Origin of the sequence: Oryzomonas rubra, assembly GCF_008369015.1 — a bacterium.
In the GTDB taxonomy this organism is placed as follows: domain Bacteria; phylum Desulfobacterota; class Desulfuromonadia; order Geobacterales; family Pseudopelobacteraceae; genus Oryzomonas; species Oryzomonas japonica.
In genome coordinates this window covers 32322-49351 of the sequence record NZ_SRSD01000001.1, presented here as the reverse complement: position 1 = coordinate 49351, position 17030 = coordinate 32322, and the positions used below count along the sequence as shown (strand labels likewise).

Annotated in this window: 12 protein-coding genes and 1 tRNA gene; 5 read left to right on the top strand and 8 right to left on the bottom strand. The window is 58.3% G+C overall.

Annotation, left to right across the window (positions count from 1 at the left end):
* The first annotated feature begins 89 nt into the window (after positions 1-89).
* The 3 genes from dxs to ET418_RS00205 all read left to right on the top strand — a co-directional run bounded on the left by dxs (position 90) and on the right by ET418_RS00205 (position 3419).
* A complete protein-coding gene (gene dxs / locus ET418_RS00215; RefSeq protein WP_149305564.1) occupies positions 90-1967 on the top strand; it encodes a 1-deoxy-D-xylulose-5-phosphate synthase in 1878 nt (625 codons plus the stop codon).
* A 38-nt stretch (positions 1968-2005) separates the two neighbouring features.
* Positions 2006-3292 (top strand): peptidase MA family metallohydrolase, encoded by a 1287-nt coding sequence (locus ET418_RS00210; RefSeq protein ID WP_188055173.1) that lies wholly within the window; start codon positions 2006-2008, stop codon positions 3290-3292.
* A 50-nt stretch (positions 3293-3342) separates the two neighbouring features.
* Positions 3343-3419 (top strand) — tRNA-Pro (locus ET418_RS00205).
* Between the two features lie 109 nt (positions 3420-3528).
* Here the strand turns inward: ET418_RS00205 and ET418_RS00200 are convergent.
* The 4 genes from ET418_RS00200 to ET418_RS00185 form a co-directional block, all read right to left on the bottom strand.
* Positions 3529-4536 carry a glycosyltransferase gene (locus tag ET418_RS00200; protein WP_149305562.1) on the bottom strand — a complete coding sequence of 336 codons (1008 nt, stop codon included), beginning with the start codon at positions 4534-4536 and terminating at the stop codon, positions 3529-3531.
* 69 nt (positions 4537-4605) lie between these two features.
* On the bottom strand, positions 4606-4971 hold the full coding sequence (locus ET418_RS00195) for a hypothetical protein (RefSeq protein WP_149305561.1): 366 nt from the start codon (positions 4969-4971) through the stop codon (positions 4606-4608).
* Between the two features lie 307 nt (positions 4972-5278).
* Positions 5279-5509 (bottom strand): hypothetical protein, encoded by a 231-nt coding sequence (locus ET418_RS00190; RefSeq protein WP_149305560.1) that lies wholly within the window; start codon positions 5507-5509, stop codon positions 5279-5281.
* A 119-nt stretch (positions 5510-5628) separates the two neighbouring features.
* Entirely contained in the window at positions 5629-5811 is a 183-nt protein-coding gene (locus tag ET418_RS00185) for a hypothetical protein (protein ID WP_149305559.1), read from the bottom strand.
* Between the two features lie 252 nt (positions 5812-6063).
* Here ET418_RS00185 and ET418_RS00180 point away from each other — a divergent pair, with 252 nt between their 5' ends.
* Together ET418_RS00180 and ET418_RS00175 are read left to right on the top strand one after the other, a co-directional pair.
* Entirely contained in the window at positions 6064-7056 is a 993-nt protein-coding gene (locus ET418_RS00180; protein ID WP_246152911.1) for a porin family protein, read from the top strand.
* Between the two features lie 209 nt (positions 7057-7265).
* Complete coding sequence (locus ET418_RS00175; RefSeq protein ID WP_149305557.1) at positions 7266-7484, top strand: hypothetical protein; 219 nt, start codon at positions 7266-7268, stop codon at positions 7482-7484.
* Positions 7485-7607: 123 nt separating this feature from the next.
* Here the strand turns inward: ET418_RS00175 and ET418_RS00170 are convergent, their stop codons facing one another.
* The 4 genes from ET418_RS00170 to ET418_RS00155 all read right to left on the bottom strand — a co-directional run bounded on the left by ET418_RS00170 (position 7608) and on the right by ET418_RS00155 (position 16812).
* Complete coding sequence (locus ET418_RS00170) at positions 7608-9050, bottom strand: efflux transporter outer membrane subunit (protein ID WP_246152880.1); 1443 nt, start codon at positions 9048-9050, stop codon at positions 7608-7610.
* Between the two features lie 79 nt (positions 9051-9129).
* Positions 9130-12231: a multidrug efflux RND transporter permease subunit gene (locus ET418_RS00165; protein WP_149305556.1), complete on the bottom strand. Its 3102-nt coding sequence runs from the start codon at positions 12229-12231 to the stop codon at positions 9130-9132.
* Positions 12228-15344, bottom strand: a complete 3117-nt coding sequence (locus ET418_RS00160; RefSeq protein ID WP_149305555.1) for an MdtB/MuxB family multidrug efflux RND transporter permease subunit — start codon at positions 15342-15344, stop codon at positions 12228-12230. The genes ET418_RS00165 and ET418_RS00160 overlap by 4 nt, the downstream gene beginning before the upstream one ends.
* Before the next feature lie 238 nt (positions 15345-15582).
* Positions 15583-16812, bottom strand: a complete 1230-nt coding sequence (locus ET418_RS00155) for an MdtA/MuxA family multidrug efflux RND transporter periplasmic adaptor subunit (RefSeq protein ID WP_246152879.1) — start codon at positions 16810-16812, stop codon at positions 15583-15585.
* Positions 16813-17030: the final 218 nt, after the last annotated feature.

Below are 17030 nucleotides of genomic sequence, written 5' to 3'. Positions count from 1 at the left end.
ATCCTGAATAACCTATTTTTCAATCCTGTCCGTTCCGCTTTCCCCAGTATCCCTCCGTGGTAGTGTTTTTAAAAGATAAGGACCTGTCAATGTCTATCCTTGAAACGATAAACTCCCCCGATGACCTGAAAAAGCTCCCCTTGTCCCAGCTTCCGGCCGTGGCTGCGGAGCTTCGCACCATGATCATCGAGACGTGCGCAAAGAACGGCGGCCATCTGGCGCCCAGCCTGGGTGTTGTGGAACTGACCATTGCCCTGCACCGGACATTCAATTCGCCTGCCGACAAGATCATCTGGGATGTGGGCCATCAGGCCTACGCCCACAAGATCCTCACCGGTCGAAGGGAGCGGTTCCCCACCCTGCGCACCCTGAACGGCATCACCGGATTCCCCAAACGGGCCGAATCGCCCCACGACGCTTTTGGCGTCGGCCACTCCTCCACCTCCATCTCGGCGGCCACCGGCTATGCCGCGGCCCGGGACCTGGATGAGCGCAGGAACAAGGTGATTGCGGTAATCGGCGACGGTTCCATGACCGGCGGCATGGCCTACGAAGGGATGAACAACGCCGGCGCCCTGGCCAAGGACCTGATCGTCGTCCTCAATGACAATGAGATGTCCATTGCCGAAAATGTCGGCGCCCTCTCCACCTTTCTGAGCCGTACCTCCTCCAGCGAATTCGTGTATCGCTTCAAAAAGAATACGGAGGCGTTTCTCAAGCGGATGGACGTTGGCAAAGGGGTTCTGCATGTCGCCCGCAAGCTGGAGGAGTCCTTCAAGGGGCTCTTCACCCCCGGCATGATGTTCGAGGCGTTCGGCTTTAATTATATCGGTCCCATCGATGGGCACGATCTGCCGAAGCTCTTGGAGACCCTGGAGGGGATCAAGAAGTTCCATGATCCCATCCTGATCCACGTACTGACCAAGAAAGGCAAAGGCTATAAACCCGCCGAAGACAACCCGTCGCTTTTCCATGGCGTCGGACCGTTCGAGATCGAAACCGGCAAGGTGCTCAAGGGGAAAGGCGGTGCCGCATCCTACACCGCAATCTTCGGCAACACCCTCTGTAAACTTGCTGCCGAAGACGAACGGATCGTGGCCATCACCGCCGCCATGCCCGACGGCACCGGTCTGAGCGGATTTGCCAAGGAATACCCCGAACGTTTTTTCGACATGGGCATCGCCGAACAGCATGGGGTGGCCTTTGCCGCCGGTCTGGCGGCCAGTGGCCTGCGGCCGGTATTCGCGGTCTACTCCACCTTCCTGCAACGCGCCTACGACCTGGTTTTCCACGATGTCTGCCTGCAGAACCTGCCGGTGACCTTTGCCGTTGACCGGGCGGGTGTGGTGGGCAGCGACGGCCCCACCCATCACGGCGCCTTTGACCTCTCCTACCTGCGTCACCTGCCCAACATGACCCTGATGGCGCCCAAAGACGAAAACGAACTCCAGCACATGCTGACCACCGCCCTTGACCTGGGCGGCCCGGCCGCCGTGCGTTATCCCCGGGGAAACGGCTATGGCGTGCCGCTGGACCAGACCCTGGCCCCGCTCCCCGTGGGCCGGGCAGAATTGCTCCGCGAGGGGGACGATGGCGTGCTGCTGGCCCTGGGCACCATGGTCTACCCCGCCCTGGAGGCGGCCGGGCAACTTGAAAAAGAGCACGGCATGGCACTGGCCGTTGTCAATGCCCGCTTCGTAAAGCCGCTGGACGAGACGCTGATCCTGGGACTCGCCCGCACGCACGGCCGGATTGTGACCCTGGAGGAGAACGCCTTGCAAGGCGGTTTCGGTACGGCCATCCTGGAGCTGTTGGAACAGCACGGCCTGACCGGCGTACCGGTTCTGCGTCTCGGCTATCCCGACCACTACATACCCCAGGGCGAACAGCACGAACTACGCGCCATGGTGGGACTCGACTGCGCCGGAATCGTAGCATCAGTGCACGCCTTCATCTCTCGCCCATGATGCCGCCGTGCGGCCCCCCAAACCGCCGAATGCCGGCATTGCGAAGATGCCGGCATTCCCTGTTGTACCACGCCGCCCTTTTCCTGACGGTATCCTGCCTGTCGTTTTCTCCCCTTTACGCCGCCGAGCCGGTCAACAACGATCAACCCCAGCCAAGCGATAAAACTTCCCCCTCAACGGCTCCCCGGTATAGTGAAAAAGACCTGGAACAATTGGAAAACAGCCATCGCCTGTTCCCACTCAACGAGAAGATTACGTATAATCTGGCGAGCGCATATGCGGCGTATGGGCACCAACTCTTCACGCAAAAACGGTATGAACAGGCGGACGCGGTATTCCTCAAGGCCCAGGAGCTTTATCCCGATGACGCCGCTTATGCCTTGCTGCGAGGCATCTGCAACTACTATCTCAAAAAATACGAGATAGCCCGTTCCGAACTGGAACAGGCCCGTTCACAGGCGGGCGACTCTATTGAGGTGCTCTTTTTTCTGGGCTTGGTGCTGTACGATACCGACGACCGCCAGCAAGCCGTGGAGTTATGGGAACTCGCCCTGAAACGTGCGCCGGGACGCAAGGAAATTCTGGATGTACTCAGCAAGGCGCGCAAGGAAACGGCCGTCGAAGCGTCCATGGACCAGGGACATAGCTCCCGTTTCGATCTTTCCTACGATCCGGATGTGGATACGGCCTTTGCCCTGACAGTCCTGGATGTGCTGGAATCGGCGGCCAACACGGTCAATTCGGAACTGGACCACTATCCCCAGGCGCGCGTACCGGTAGGCATTTACAAACGTGGCGACTACCAGACCGTAACCGACTCGCCCGACTGGTCCGGGGGGGTCTACGACGGCAAGATCAGGCTCCCCTTTGGCTCCGCAAAAGAGATAAACCCGGCCTTACGGGCAGTTTTGTATCACGAGTATGCCCATGTGGTGGTGTTCGAACTGACACGCGGCAACTGCCCGCTCTGGCTCAACGAAGGAATTGCCGAAGTCTTCGGCAGGACACAGTATAACCGCCCCCTGACCGAATTGGAGCATGCCGCTCGCAAAGGCGTCGTTACCGACTTCAGAAAACTCGAAAAAAGCTTCAGCGGCCTCGCCTCTGCCGATGCCATCCTGGCCTACCAGCAGAGCTACAGTATGGTGAACTACCTGGTGACCACCTATGGCTGGCACCGGGTAAAACAGATCCTCGTTGGCCTGGGTAACGGCCTGAATACCGAGATGGCTATTACAAAGGCATTGGCCGACTACAACCTGACCTATGATGGAATCATCAGGGAATGGCGCGAACGTCTCGCCGGAAGCGGTACCGAAAAGTAATTTCTATTGCCATACCAGCTTACATGTGATATTAAGTATCTCTTTCGCGTCGGGGAGTAGCGCAGTCTGGTAGCGCACCTGTCTTGGGCACAGGGGGTCGCAGGTTCGAATCCTGTCTCCCCGACCAGCATAATCAATGACTTAGCCACTTTATGGTTAAGTCATTTTTTGTTCGTACCGTAGTAAATGCCGTAATACAACATCGCCTCCCCATGTGCTAGGGATGTGTGCTCTATTCAGACCAAACTGCGATAGAGGTTCCGGTACTTCTCTACTTCGGCGTAGGGCGAAAAGTTGGCCTCGACGTACTCCCTTGCACGCTTTCCGATCTCCTGCCGCAGCATTTTATCACTCGCAAGCGTTACAACCAGTGTCCTGAAAGTCGATTCGTCATCGAATAGCCAGCCGGTATCCCCCTGTCGAACCAGTGGACGATTACCGGGGATGTCAACCGCCGCGACCGGCCGTCCCAGAGCCATGGCTTCCATGAGACTGTTGGGCATCCCCTCATGTATTGAACAGTTGATCACCACATCAGCACGGCGGTAAAGAGCGCCCATTTCTTCATGCGGAACCTCGCCAAGCCAACGTGCCCAAGGTGCAACATCAAGCATTGAGCGGATGCTGTCGGCGTAGCTGCGGTCAATCTCACCTCCGGCAATCACCAGCCGGAACCTCGTATCAACTTGCCAGAGCTTCTCGGTGGCGGTAATGGCAAATTCGACATTTTTTACCGGCCTTAGCGCCGCCGGCAGCAAGATGGCAAAGCAGTCGTCTGGAATGCCGAAATCCCTCCTTCCGCTGTCCGGCAACGCCTCTGCACCTTGGGATACCACGGCGACGCGTCCCGGTAACCCAGGGAAACGGGCAACCAGCTCATCTGCTTCCGACGCACAGAAACAGGTAATTGCCGCGGCCCGGGCCAACGCTGTGACGGTCGCGGGATGATCGCGCAGGGCTGGATCATGAAGGTCACTGCCAGTGATGGTTATAATAGAGGGAACCTGAAGGCGGTCAGCCAGGATCACGGCAATCTCGCCACAGTATCTGGCATGGAAGCCATGGATCAGTGTCGGTGAAAACGGGAGCAGGCGCTGCACCATTTCCTCGACTGAAAGTACGTCGGCAGCCAACACGAGAGTCTCGATGTGCGCCTTGTTGAGAAATTGGTTAATACGGCGGACGGTGGTGATGTTGCCACGCATCGCACCGATGGAGTATGGGGAGATAAGAGCAATACGCATAGAGAACGATTATGAGGGGAAAATGCCATGCTTGGCAAGTATCAGATTTTCGGCAGATGAGAAGGTTGACTACTCTCGCAGCCAATCAACAGCTTCGTCAAAAGATCGGAAAGCTTTATAGGGGTAAGGTAGACCGGCAATTTCCGCCATTGTCGAAAACATACGCGTCATCCCGAAGTTGCTATCGATGGTACTGACATAGGCGGTCTTGGCGCCTTCACAGAAGGGTCGGTATTCTTTTGCCAGTGCAAGTATTTGCTTGAACTGCTCGGTTGTGATATCGCCGACATTACCGCGACTAAAGTCCCATAATACATGGCACGTTACCATGTCATAACGGTGCTTGATCGTATCGGTAATCTCATCAAATGACAGCCTACCGACTACATTGACAATCATTATGTCGTTCTGTATCTGAATGGTGACGACAGCCATGTATTCCCTTCTTTCCCAATCAATGAGAAATATCAAAATATATACATGACAAGTTGATAAGAATCAATGCATTACCAACACCCAAGTCCACCATAAAGACAGAGACAATCATAATATTACGCTATTCTGCATACTTGGTTTGACAGTCTGCCCCGAAGTTCGCTAGAGTCAGCTAACAGCCTTTTATCAATCCGGAGGGCGGCCTTAAGCCTATGCCTATGTTTAAAAACTGCCCCTGTTGCGGAGCAAAGTAGTCAACCAGAAGCAAGTTCCTCTCAGATCCATACCTTTTTCTGTGCCCCCCTCCCTATTTGTCCTCTGAGTGTTTATCAGATCCTTCCGGCCACCCTCTCACCATCACCGCAAGATAGCGCATAGCATCCGTTAGCAGCTTGGAACCGACGGTGATAACGTGTTTGGCGAATTCGCAGCTTACCCAAAACAAACCCACCAGGAAGAACATGAAACACATTTTTAATAAAATCGTTCCCGAGCCCATGCCGCCAAGGCCGCCCCACATCATTTCAATCAGGTGCATAGCATCTCCTTAATTACCTGTAACGCCTCAGAACGAAACATCGAAAAAACCAGCAGACCGGAAATCAAAGAAAAGTTTTCGCTGCCGCTTGTCAGACGAACAGCTTTTCTGGAAGTCCATTATAAGATAGAATCAGACCCAGCCTTGATCTCCTCCCTCACGGTCGTCAGCAACTCAGCGCAAACCACAACCAATTCCTGCCGCAGTCCATCCGCTTCGGATGAAAGTTCAAGCTCAACCGACTCGGCAAAAAATTTGAACTTGGCAACAACATCCTCAAACTGTTCAATAGTACAATTCATGCAATACCCCTTTTATTATTATCATTGCCGTCATAGTCAACGAAGGCGTTACGTGGCCTGAAAATATACTGTTACCGGCCTGGCGGGGTCAATCAAAATTGACGTCGTCCGGGCCGGTTTCCTTCGCATGGCGTTTCTGCACCTCCATGCTTGTTGCCAACCCGGTCTAAAAACCTTCTTCTTTGACCGGTCCCGCCAACCATGCTATTCTGCCATGGCTACGCCAACACGGGAGGTGTTTTTTTGAAAAAAATGTGTGCATGTGCGGCCGTATCCCTGGTACTGACATTCTCCGGCACGGTGTTCGGGGCCGTATCGGAAGGGCAGTTCTCGGTTTCCCCCATGATCGGCGGATACACCTATGATGGGGGGCAGCATCTCAGTACAGCCCCCGTGTACTCCCTCAGGGGCGGCTACAGCTTTACGGATCACATCGGCGTGGAAGCGGGATTGGATTACTCCATCACCTCTTCCAAGTTGGTGACGGACAAGGATGTCTCCATTTTCAAATACGGGGTCGAGGGGCTGTACCATTTCATGCCGGACAAGAAGCTCGTGCCGTTTGTGGCTGCCGGACTCGGGGGCTACAACATGTCGGGTCCCTCGGCCCTTGTTTCGAGAAAGACGATGGGCTTTATCGACTATGGCGGCGGTGTGAAATACTTCCTGTACGACCGGCTGGCACTGCGGGCGGATGTGCGGCACGTCGTGGCCAATGCCAGCGCCTTCGAATATACCCTGGGCGTGACCATCCCTTTTGGCGGCACCAAGGGCGAGGCCAGACCGGCACCGACCTTTGCCTCTGTAAAAGCCGCTCTGGCAAAAAAGCGCCAGGAGCAGGTTGAAGCCCCCCAGCCGATCCCACAGGAAAAGCCCAGGCAGCCTGCTGCCGCTGCACCGGAGGAAAGCAAGGCACGGGAACCGTCGCCCTCGGAACAGCTGGCACGAATGAAGGAACAGTTCACCAAAGAAGAACTGGACCGGATTACAACATTCAAGACAGAATGGGAGAAGGGGGAAGAAGCCCGGTTGGCTGCTGAAAAGAGTGCGCGGGAACAGGAAAGGCTCAATCAGGCCACAACCCGGAACGAGCTGAGCCGGGAAGAGGGACGGATGGATGCTGCACCGGCAGTCAAGCAAACCAAAGGGAAGTCAGCCACCGCAGGCGCCGCAAAGAAGTCGGCGTTGAAAAAATGGCATAAGACGGTGGACAGGAAAAAACGGCTCCTGCCGCCCCCCCTGTGAGCACCAGAGCATCGGGCGCGTAGAAAAATACGTTTTGCCGCGCCGAATGCAGGGCCGATAGGGATTATCGCTTGATTTAATACCAAAAATAGTAGATATTTCAAAGGTATCAGCTATAATTATTGCCTTTTGCTGACGCAACCGGAAACAAGACGACAACCGCATTTCCCACTACCCGGAGTACCCCGCCTATGGCCGTTCCTTCCCACATGCGAAGTCCGCGAGACAAGTTTCTCAACCAGCTTACCGGCATCGACGGTGAATTCAATAATTGGCAGGCGTGGCAAAGGCTCATGGACTGGCTGAAAAAGCAGCCCTGGCATCAGGAGCTGTTCGGCGGCGACAAGATCCCCAGCCGGTTGCTGCATCACTCGACCCTTGCCAACGAGGTCAGCAAGTACCTCGGCGGCCCGGAAGACAACTCGTAAGTTCCCTCATAACGCAGTTAAAGCAAAACGGTTTCCGACCATAGCGCCGGGAACCGTTTTGCTTTGCACCTACCGGGCCATCATCCTCCGGCTCTTATTCTTCCGTAACTTGACGACATGGGGTCAACGTTTCGTATCCTGCAGGTTCGAGGCGTCCCACCCGCCCCCCAGGGCCTTGATCAGGAGCACGCCGGCAGTCATGCGGCTCCCGCGGATGGTGATGGCCGTCCGTTCGTTGGCCAGCTCGGCGGCCTGAGCGGTCAGAAGGGTCAAATAACTGGTGACGCCGGCCTTGTACTGGTTTTCGGCAACGGCTACCGATTGACGGGCGGCCTGAACCGCCTCATCCTGAACCTTGGACTCTTCCTCCAGAATGCGCAACGCAGCCAGATTATCCTCCACCTCCTGGAAACCGGTCAGCACGGTCTGGCGATAGGTGGCCACCTCGGCATCAAAGGCGGCCCGCGCCTGGTCGTTCTGTGCGCTGCGCAACCCCCCATCGAACAGGGTCTCCGAAACCGCAGGGCCAACCGACCAGAAACGGCTCGGCCAACTCAACCAGCGGGAAAAGCTCGTCGTCTCCAGACCGCCCGATGCGCTCAAGGTAATGGATGGATACCAGGCCGCCTCGGCTACGCCTATTTGGGCATTGGCCGCCGCCATTCGCCGCTCCGATGCGGCGATGTCGGGCCTGCGTTCCAGCAACAGGGACGGCACCCCCAGGGGGATAGCCGGCGGCTCCGCTTCGAGGGGAGCGGCGGGCAGGCTGAAATCGGAAGCCGGTTTGCCGATCAACAGGGCAATGGCATGCTCGTACTGGGCACGTTGCACACCAAGGTCGATGGACTGGGCCTGGGTGCTCTTGAGCAGGGTCTCAGCCTGAAGCACATCCGCCTTTGCAGCCACACCGCCGGCGTAGCGGTTTTTCGTCAATTCAAGGGATTTACGGTAGTAGGCAACGGTGGCGTCCAAGAATGCTTTCTGGGCATCCTGGGTGCGCAGTTGAAAATAAGCCTGGGCAAGCTGGGCCTGGGCGCTCAGGCGGAGCGCCGCCAGATCGGCCTCGCTGGCCTGGGCGCTGGCCCGGCTCGCTTCCACGCTGCGCCGTACGCGGCCCCAGATGTCGGCCTCCCACGAAATATCCACGGGAATCGTATAGGTGGTGGTATCGGATTTTGCAGAGCTGCCGAGGGTCGACGACTGATGGGCGCGGGTGGCCGAGGCCCCGACCGAGACCGTCGGGTAGTAACCGGCCTTGGCGGACTGGATCAGGGCGCGGGCCTGGCGAAAGCTGGCCTCGGCCGCGAGCACGTTTTGGTTCGACACGGCAACCTGTTCTTCCAGAGCATTCAACTGCGGGTCGTTGAATAACTGCCACCAGGCCCCCTTGATAGCTTCATCCCGCGGTTGTGCCGTTTTCCAGCCGTTCACTTCCTTGTAGGCCGCCGGCATGACCGGCACAGCCTCTGGCCGAACGTAATTCGGGCCGACCGTACAACCGGCCAGGAACATGAGCGTTCCGGCAAGAAAGAGGCAACGGCGGCAGGGCGATTGTATCATAAACATGGTGTATCCTTTCCCAATTCAAAACGTCATGGCCGGGCGGCGCGAGAAACCATTGCCACTAATCCGTGTGGTGTTCACGTTAAGCCCGGGATGCTTTCTTCCTCTGTCCCCGGATCTTCGCCACCCACAGCCTGAAACGGTCCATATAGAGATACACCACCGGGGTGGTGTACAGGGTCAGCATCTGACTGAATATCAGGCCGCCGACGATGGAGATGCCCAAGGGGCGCCGCAATTCCGATCCCACACCGAACCCCAATGCCATGGGAAGCGCTCCCAGGAGTGCGGCCATGGTGGTCATCATGATCGGCCGGAAGCGGAGCAGGCAGGCCTCGTAGATCGCCTCTTCAGGACTTTTCCCCTCGTTGCGCTCGGCGGCGATGGCGAAGTCCACCATCATGATACCATTCTTCTTGACGATGCCAATCAGCAGAATGACGCCGATGATGGCGATCAGGCTCAAGTCGGTGCGGAACAGCATCAGGGCGGCCACCGCCCCTACCCCTGCCGACGGCAGGGTGGAGAGGATGGTGATGGGGTGGATATAGCTCTCGTACAGCACCCCGAGCACGATGTAAACCGCCACCAGGGCCGCCAGGATCAGGAGCGGCTGATTGTTGAGTGAAGCCTGAAACGCCTGGGCCGTCCCCTGGAAGCTGCCCCGAATGGTGAGCGGCATCCCCATCTCCCGGGTAGCGGCCTCGATCGCCTTGACCGCATCGCCCAAGGCCACGCCGGGAGCAAGGTTGAACGACAACGTGATTGCCGGAAATTGCCCCTGGTGATTCACCGCCAGTGCCGTGGCCGAAGGTTCATAATGGGTAAAGCTTGAAAGCGGTACCTGGCTGCCGTTGGTCGAAGGGACGTAGATGTCCCGCAACGTATCGGGCCGCTGCCAGAAGACGGGGTCAACCTCCATGATCACATGGTATTGGTTCAGCAGGGTGTAGGAGATGGACACCTGGCGTTGGCCAAAGGCGTCGTACAGGGTATTGTCGATCACCTGGGGGGTGATGCCCAAACGGGCAGCCGTGGGGCGATCGATCACTAACGATGCCTCCCTCCCCTTGTTCTGCAGGTCGCTGCTGAGGTCGACCACCTGGGGGACCGTGCGCAATTTCCGGAGCACGTTCTGGGACCAGGTGTTGAGCTCGTTCAGGTCGCTCCCCTGGAGGGTATACTGGTAGAGGGCGTTGCCGATCCTGCCGCCGACGCGCAGATCCTGCACCGGGGCCAGGAAGGCCGGTGCACCCGGTACGCCCATAAGCTTCCTGCGCAACCTCTTGATGACGTCGTTGGCGCTGCTGGTCCTCTTTTCAAACGGTTTCAGAGAGACAAACATCCGGCCGGTATTGGTGGTTGCGCCGCCACCGTTACCGCCCGTGAATCCGGTCACATACTCCACGTCCGGATCGGATTTGATGATGCCCACGATCTGGGCCAGCTTCTGTTCCATGGCCTGGAACGAGATATCCTGGGCGGCCTGGATTCTCCCCATGATACGGCCGGTATCCTGTTCGGGGAAAAACCCCTTGGGGACGAGTATGAACAGCGCCACATTGACCACCACCGTTGCCACGATGATGAGCAGCATGATGCGGGTATGGGCGAGTGCCCAGGAGAGGGTGACCTTGTAGAAGCTATGAAGCCAGGTGAACATCCCTTCGCTGGCCCGGTAGATGATGCCGTATTTCCGTTTCCGTTCAGGCTTGAGCAGCGTGGCACACATCATGGGAGTCGCGGTCAGGGACACCAGCAAAGAAACCATGATCGCCGCCGAGAGGGTTACGGCAAACTCGCGGAATAAACGCCCGACGATCCCTCCCATCAGCAGGATGGGAATGAATACCGCCACCAGGGAAACACTCATGGAGAGGACGGTGAAGGCGATCTCTTTGGAACCGGACAGGGCCGCCTGGAGCGGCGATTGTCCCTGTTCCCGGTAGCGGGTGATATTTTCCAGCACCACGATGGCATCGTCCACAACAAAACCGGTGGCAATCGTCAAGGCCATCAGCGACAGATTATCCAGGGAGTAGTCGAACAGGTACATCACCGCAAAGGTGCCGATGATCGATACCCCAACGGCCACGGCCGGGATGAGCGTGGCGCGCGCATCGCGCAGGAACCAGAACACCACCAGGATCACCAGCAGAGCGGAAAGCAGCAGCGAGCGTTCCACGTCCCGCAGGGAGCCGCGTATGGAAGGGGTACGATCAAGGACGACCGACAGATTGACGGCCCCCGGCAGGGCAGCTTGAAGCTGCGGCAGCAAGGCGCGCACGTTGTCCACCGTCTCGATGATATTGGCGCCCGGCTGGCGGAAAATGATCACCATGACCGACGGCTTGCCGTTCACCAGGCCGGCGGAGCGCAGATCTTCCACCGAGTCCTGCACATTGGCTACATCAGCCAGCCGGAGTGCTGCGCCGCTCTTGTAGTTCACCACCAGCGGCAGATACTCCTTGGCCGTACGAAGCTGGTCGTTGGCACGGATTTCCCAGGTCTTATCGGCGGAGGAAACCTGGCCCTTGGGACGATTGACATTGGTAGCCGCCAGCATGCTGCGCACGTTTTCCAGGCTGAGGCCGTACTTGCTGAGCGTAAGCGGATTCAGCTCTACCCGCACCGCCGGGAGAGAACTCCCCCCTACAAACACTTGGCCGACCCCTTTCACCTGGGAGAGCTTCTGCTGCATGATGGACGAAGCGGCGTCGTACATCTGCGGCTTGCTCATGGTATCCGAGGTCAGGGCCAGGATCAGGATCGGTGCATCGGCCGGATTGACCTTGCGGTAGCTGGGGTTGCTGGGGAGGTTGGAAGGCAGATCGCCACGGGAAGCATTGATGGCCGCCTGTACGTCCCGCGCGGCGCCGTCGATGTCGCGGTTCAGGTCGAACTGCATGGTGATGCTGGTGGAACCGCGGTTGCTGGTGGACGTCATCTCGGTCACGCCGGCAATACGGCCGAATTGACGCTCCAGCGGCGCCGCCACCGAGGTGGACATGGTTTCCGGGTCTGCGCCGGGCAGGGATGCCGAAACCGAAATAGTCGGAAAATCCACCTGGGGCAGCGGCGATACCGGCAAGAGACGGAAGGCGATCACCCCGGCCAATACGAGCCCCAAGGTAAGCAGCGTGGTGGCGACCGGACGTTTTATGAAAGGGGCGGAGATGTTCATGCTGTGGTTACATCGGGGCTCTTGATCTTTCTTTCACCCCCCCGCCGTTTTCCCCGCCGCTGCGCCAGCCGGTCAAAGGCCAGGTAGATCACCGGTGTGGTATAGAGCGTCAGTATCTGGCTGAAAATCAGGCCCCCCACGATGGAGATACCCAGCGGCCGCCGCAACTCCGACCCGACGCCATGCCCCATGGCCAGCGGCAACGCCCCCAGAAGAGCCGCCATGGTGGTCATCATGATCGGCCTGAAGCGTAGCAGACACGCCTGATAAATGGCTTCTTCCGGTGGTTTTCCTTCCTTGCGTTCCGCATCCAGGGCAAAGTCCACCATCATAATGCCATTCTTCTTGACGATGCCGATCAGGAGGATAATGCCGATGATGGCGATGACACTCAAGTCGGTGCGGCAGATCATCAACGACAGCACCGCTCCGACGCCGGCGGAAGGAAGGGTGGAGAGGATGGTGACCGGATGGATGTAGCTTTCGTACAGCACTCCCAACACGATGTAGACCGTAATCAGGGCCGCCAGAATCAGTAGCGGCTCGTTGGACAAAGATGATTTGAAGGCCTGGGCCGTCCCCTGGAACGTGCCTCTGATACTGGCCGGCAGCCCGAGTTTCTCGGTAGCCGCCTCCACCGCCGTGACCGCAGTCCCCAGCGACATGCCCGGCGCCAGGTTGAACGACGTGGTCACCGCCGGGAATTGCCCCTGGCGGTTGATGACCAGCGGCCCGACCGACTCCGTCGCCTGGGCAATGGTACTCAAGGGGATCATGCCGCCACTGGTGCTGCGCAGATAAACCGATTGCAGGCCGGTGGGGCTGTTACGAAAATCCTGCTTAACGGCAAGTACGACCCGGTACTGGTTCAATTCGGTAAATATGGTCGAGACAAGCCTCTGACCAAAAGCGTCGTAGAGGGCATCGTCGATATTCTGGGGGGTGATGCCGAAACGGGCCGCCGTGTTCCGGTCGATATCCAGCACGACGCGCGCCCCCTGGTCCTGCTGGTCGCTGCTGACATCAAGAAGTTCGGGACGTGCTTTCATCGCCTCGATCACCTTGGGCGCCAACGCTTTCAGTTCATCGGTATTGGGATCTTCCAAGGTGTACTGGAACTGGGTGCGGCTGACCCTGGCATCGACGGTCAGGTCCTGAACCGGCTGCATGAAGAGTTTTATGTCGGCAATACCTGATGTGTTCGCCTGCAAACGGCGTACGACCTCGCTGGCGCTGGCGTCGCGCTCGGCGAGCGGCTTCAGGTTTATCATGATGCGACCGCTGTTGAGTGTGGTGTTGACGCCGTCCACCCCAATGAAGGAAGAAAGGCTCTCGACGGCAGGATCTTTGAGGATCGCCCGGGCAAGTTCCTGTTGACGCTCGGCCATGGCGGGAAACGAGATGGATTGTGCCGCCTCGGTTACCCCTTGGATGGCACCGGTATCCTGTACCGGGAAAAACCCCTTGGGTACCATCACGTAGAGGACGACCGTCAGCACCAGTGTGCCGACCGCTATCACCAGCGTCGCAGTCTGGTGCCTCAGCACGATCTTGAGCGAACGGCCATAGGCGGCAATGACTCGATCGAAGAAGAGCTGCGAGGCGTGGTAAAACCGTCCCTGCCGTTCTTCAGGCACATGTTTGAGCAGTCGGGCGCACATCATGGGGGTCAGGGTCAGGGAGACCACCGCAGAGATGAGGATGGTAACCCCCAGGGTGACGGCAAACTCGCGGAACAGGCGGCCGACGACATCGCCCATGAAGAGCAGTGGGATCAACACGGCAATCAGCGAGACCGTCAGCGACAGGATGGTGAACCCGATCTGTTGCGAGCCCTTGAGCGCAGCCTGGAGCGGGCTCTCCCCCTCCTCGATGTAGCGGGTGATGTTCTCTATCATGACGATGGCGTCATCGACCACGAAACCGGTGGAGATGGTCAGGGCCATCAGCGTCAGGTTGTTGAGACTGAATCCCAGCAGGTACATGACCCCGAAGGTCCCCACCAGTGAGAGCGGTACCGCCACGCTGGGGATGATGGTGGCAGAAAAATTGCGCAGAAAGAGAAAAATGACCAGTACCACCAGCACTACCGCGAGAAGCATCTCGTGCTGCACGTCGCGCACCGAGGCCCGGATGGTGTTGGTGCGGTCGGTCAGCACCGACACCTTGATCGAGGCGGGCAACGAGCTCTGCAGTTGGGGCATTAGCTTTTTAATGCGGTCCACGACTTCGATGACGTTGGCACCCGGCTGGCGCTGTATGTTGACGATCACCGACGGCTTCTCGTTCATCCAGGCGGCCTGGTTGACGTTCTCCGCATCGTCCACGACATCGGCTACATCGGACAGCCGTACCGGCGCGCCATTTTTGTAGGCGACGACCAGGGGCCGGAAGTCCTTGCTGCTGTAGAGTTGGTCGTTGGCTCCGATGATGTAGGACTGGCGGGGGCCGTCAAAGCCCCCCTTGGCCTGATTGACGTTTGCGGTGGCTATGGAGGAACGCAGGTCTTCCATGGTCAAACTGTAGGAAGCCAGTGCCGTCGGGTTTGCATGGACCCGCACCGCCGGCCGCTGCCCGCCGCTGATACTCACCAAACCCACACCGGGAAGCTGGGAGATCTTCTGGGCAAAGCGGGTATCGGCCAGGTCCTCTATCTTGGGGAGAGGCAGGGAATCGGAACTGAGCGCCAGGGTCAGGATCGGTGTATCGGCCGGATTGACCTTGCTGTAGACAGGCGGGTTCGGAAGGCCGGTGGGAAGAAAGGTGGAAGCGGCGTTGATGGCTGCCTGCACCTGCTGCTCGGCAATATCCAGGCTCAACTCCAGGCTGAATTGCATGGTGATGACCGAGCAGCCGTTGGAACTGGTGGAGGTCATCTGGGTCAGGCCCGGCATCTGTCCGAACTGGCGCTCCAACGGTGCCGTGATGGAGGTTGCAACCACATCAGGACTGGCGCCGGGGTAAAAGGTGCGCACCTGAATGGTGGGGTAATCCACCTGGGGGAGAGCCGAAACCGGCAACTGCTTGTAAGCCACGGCACCGGCCAGCAGGATGGCGATCATCAGCAGGGTTGTGGCCACGGGACGGAGTATGAAAATGCGCGAAAGATTCATGGAGTGTCCTGAAAAATTTCATTCGGATGGACGATAACGTCCACAGCAAAAACAGGTTGCCACGGAGGACAGAGAGGACACGAAGGAAAGGCTAGAGGGGTTTTCATAACCGTCTTTATGGATTGGTAATGAAATAGCGTTGTTAACGGCATAAACCCCTTGAGCATATATAAACCATCCTAGCCGTTACTTTTTTTCTCCGTGTACCTCCATGTCCCCCGTGGCGAAGATTTCGAGGTCATGGTTTTGTTCCTTGTTGAACCACACCAGGCTTCTGTCCCGCACCCTTCACCGCTCCCCGCTGTTCCCCCTGCCCTTTCGGGCTCCCGGGAGCAGTTGCGCCATTCGTGCCCCGCTGACGACCCGGTTCCCTCAGCTCCACCTTGCTGCCGTCCCGCAGACGTTCGGCGCCGTCCACCACCACCATCTCCCCCGCCGCGAGGCCTGAGGTGATGGCGATATCATCCCCCTGGGGGGTGCCGACGACGACCGGGCGAATGGCAACGGTTTTATCGGCCTTCACCAGGTACACGAAGGTGCCCTGGGAGCCGCGCTGGATGGCGGAGGAAGGAACCACGACACTATCATGCCTGGTTTCCACGAGCAGTCGGGCATTGACGAACTGATTGGGAAACAGGGCATTATCATTGTTGGGAAACACCGCCTTGAACTTGACCGTGCCGGTGGCCGGGTCGATCTGGTTGTCGATGGTCAGAAGCTGCCCCGTGGCGAGCTTCTGTTTCTGTTCCCGATCAAAGGCTTCCACGGCAAGATGGGCTCCCGACCTGAATTTGCCGAGCACCAGGGGAAGGCTGTCCTCGGGGACCGGGAATACCACCGTAATAGGCTGGAGTTGGGTAATGATCACCAGTCCGGTAGTATCGCTGGCATGAATGATGTTGCCGGCGTCGACCTGACGCAAGCCGACCCGGCCGCTGATGGGCGCCGTAATCCGGCTGTAGACTAGTTGCAGCTTTGCGCTGTCGATCTGCCCCTTGTCAACCTTGACGGTCCCTTCATACTGGCGCACCAGGGTCTCCTGGGTGTCCAACTGCTGTTTGGGGATGGAGTCCTGTTGCCACAAAAGCTTATAGCGCTGCAGGTCGAGGCGGGCATTCCGCAGCAGTTCCTGGTCGTGGGCCATCTGCCCCTCGGCCTGGGTCAACTGCACCTGGTACGGCCGCGGGTCGATAACGGCTAGGAGATCGCCCCGCTTGACGACCTGCCCCTCCCGGAAGCGAACCTCCATGAGCTGCCCATCAATACGGGACTTGACGGTGACCGTGTTGAGAGGGGTCACATTGCCGAGCCCCGTGATATACACCCCCACATCCGCCTTTCCCGCGGCCTGTGCCACCACCGGGACCACCTGGGGGGTATTTTTCGTCCCCCCCTGCTTGGCGGCCGGGACCGGTTTCCCGCCCCAATACAGGTACCCCCCACCTGCCAACAGGCCTATCAACGGCACGATCAGCCACCAGAGCCGGGACCGTGAGGCTGTCGGGGTGTTTTCGGATGGTCCATTGCCTGTCTCTTCCTGATGAGGTTGTAGGGTCATTGCCGCACCACCCCTGTTTCCGGTTTCTTCAGGCGTTCAAAAGTGCCTGTTGCATGTAACGTCACGATTTCCTCCTGCCTTATGTGCTTGCTGCCCGGGATAGGATAATGATGGAGATGAAATCCATT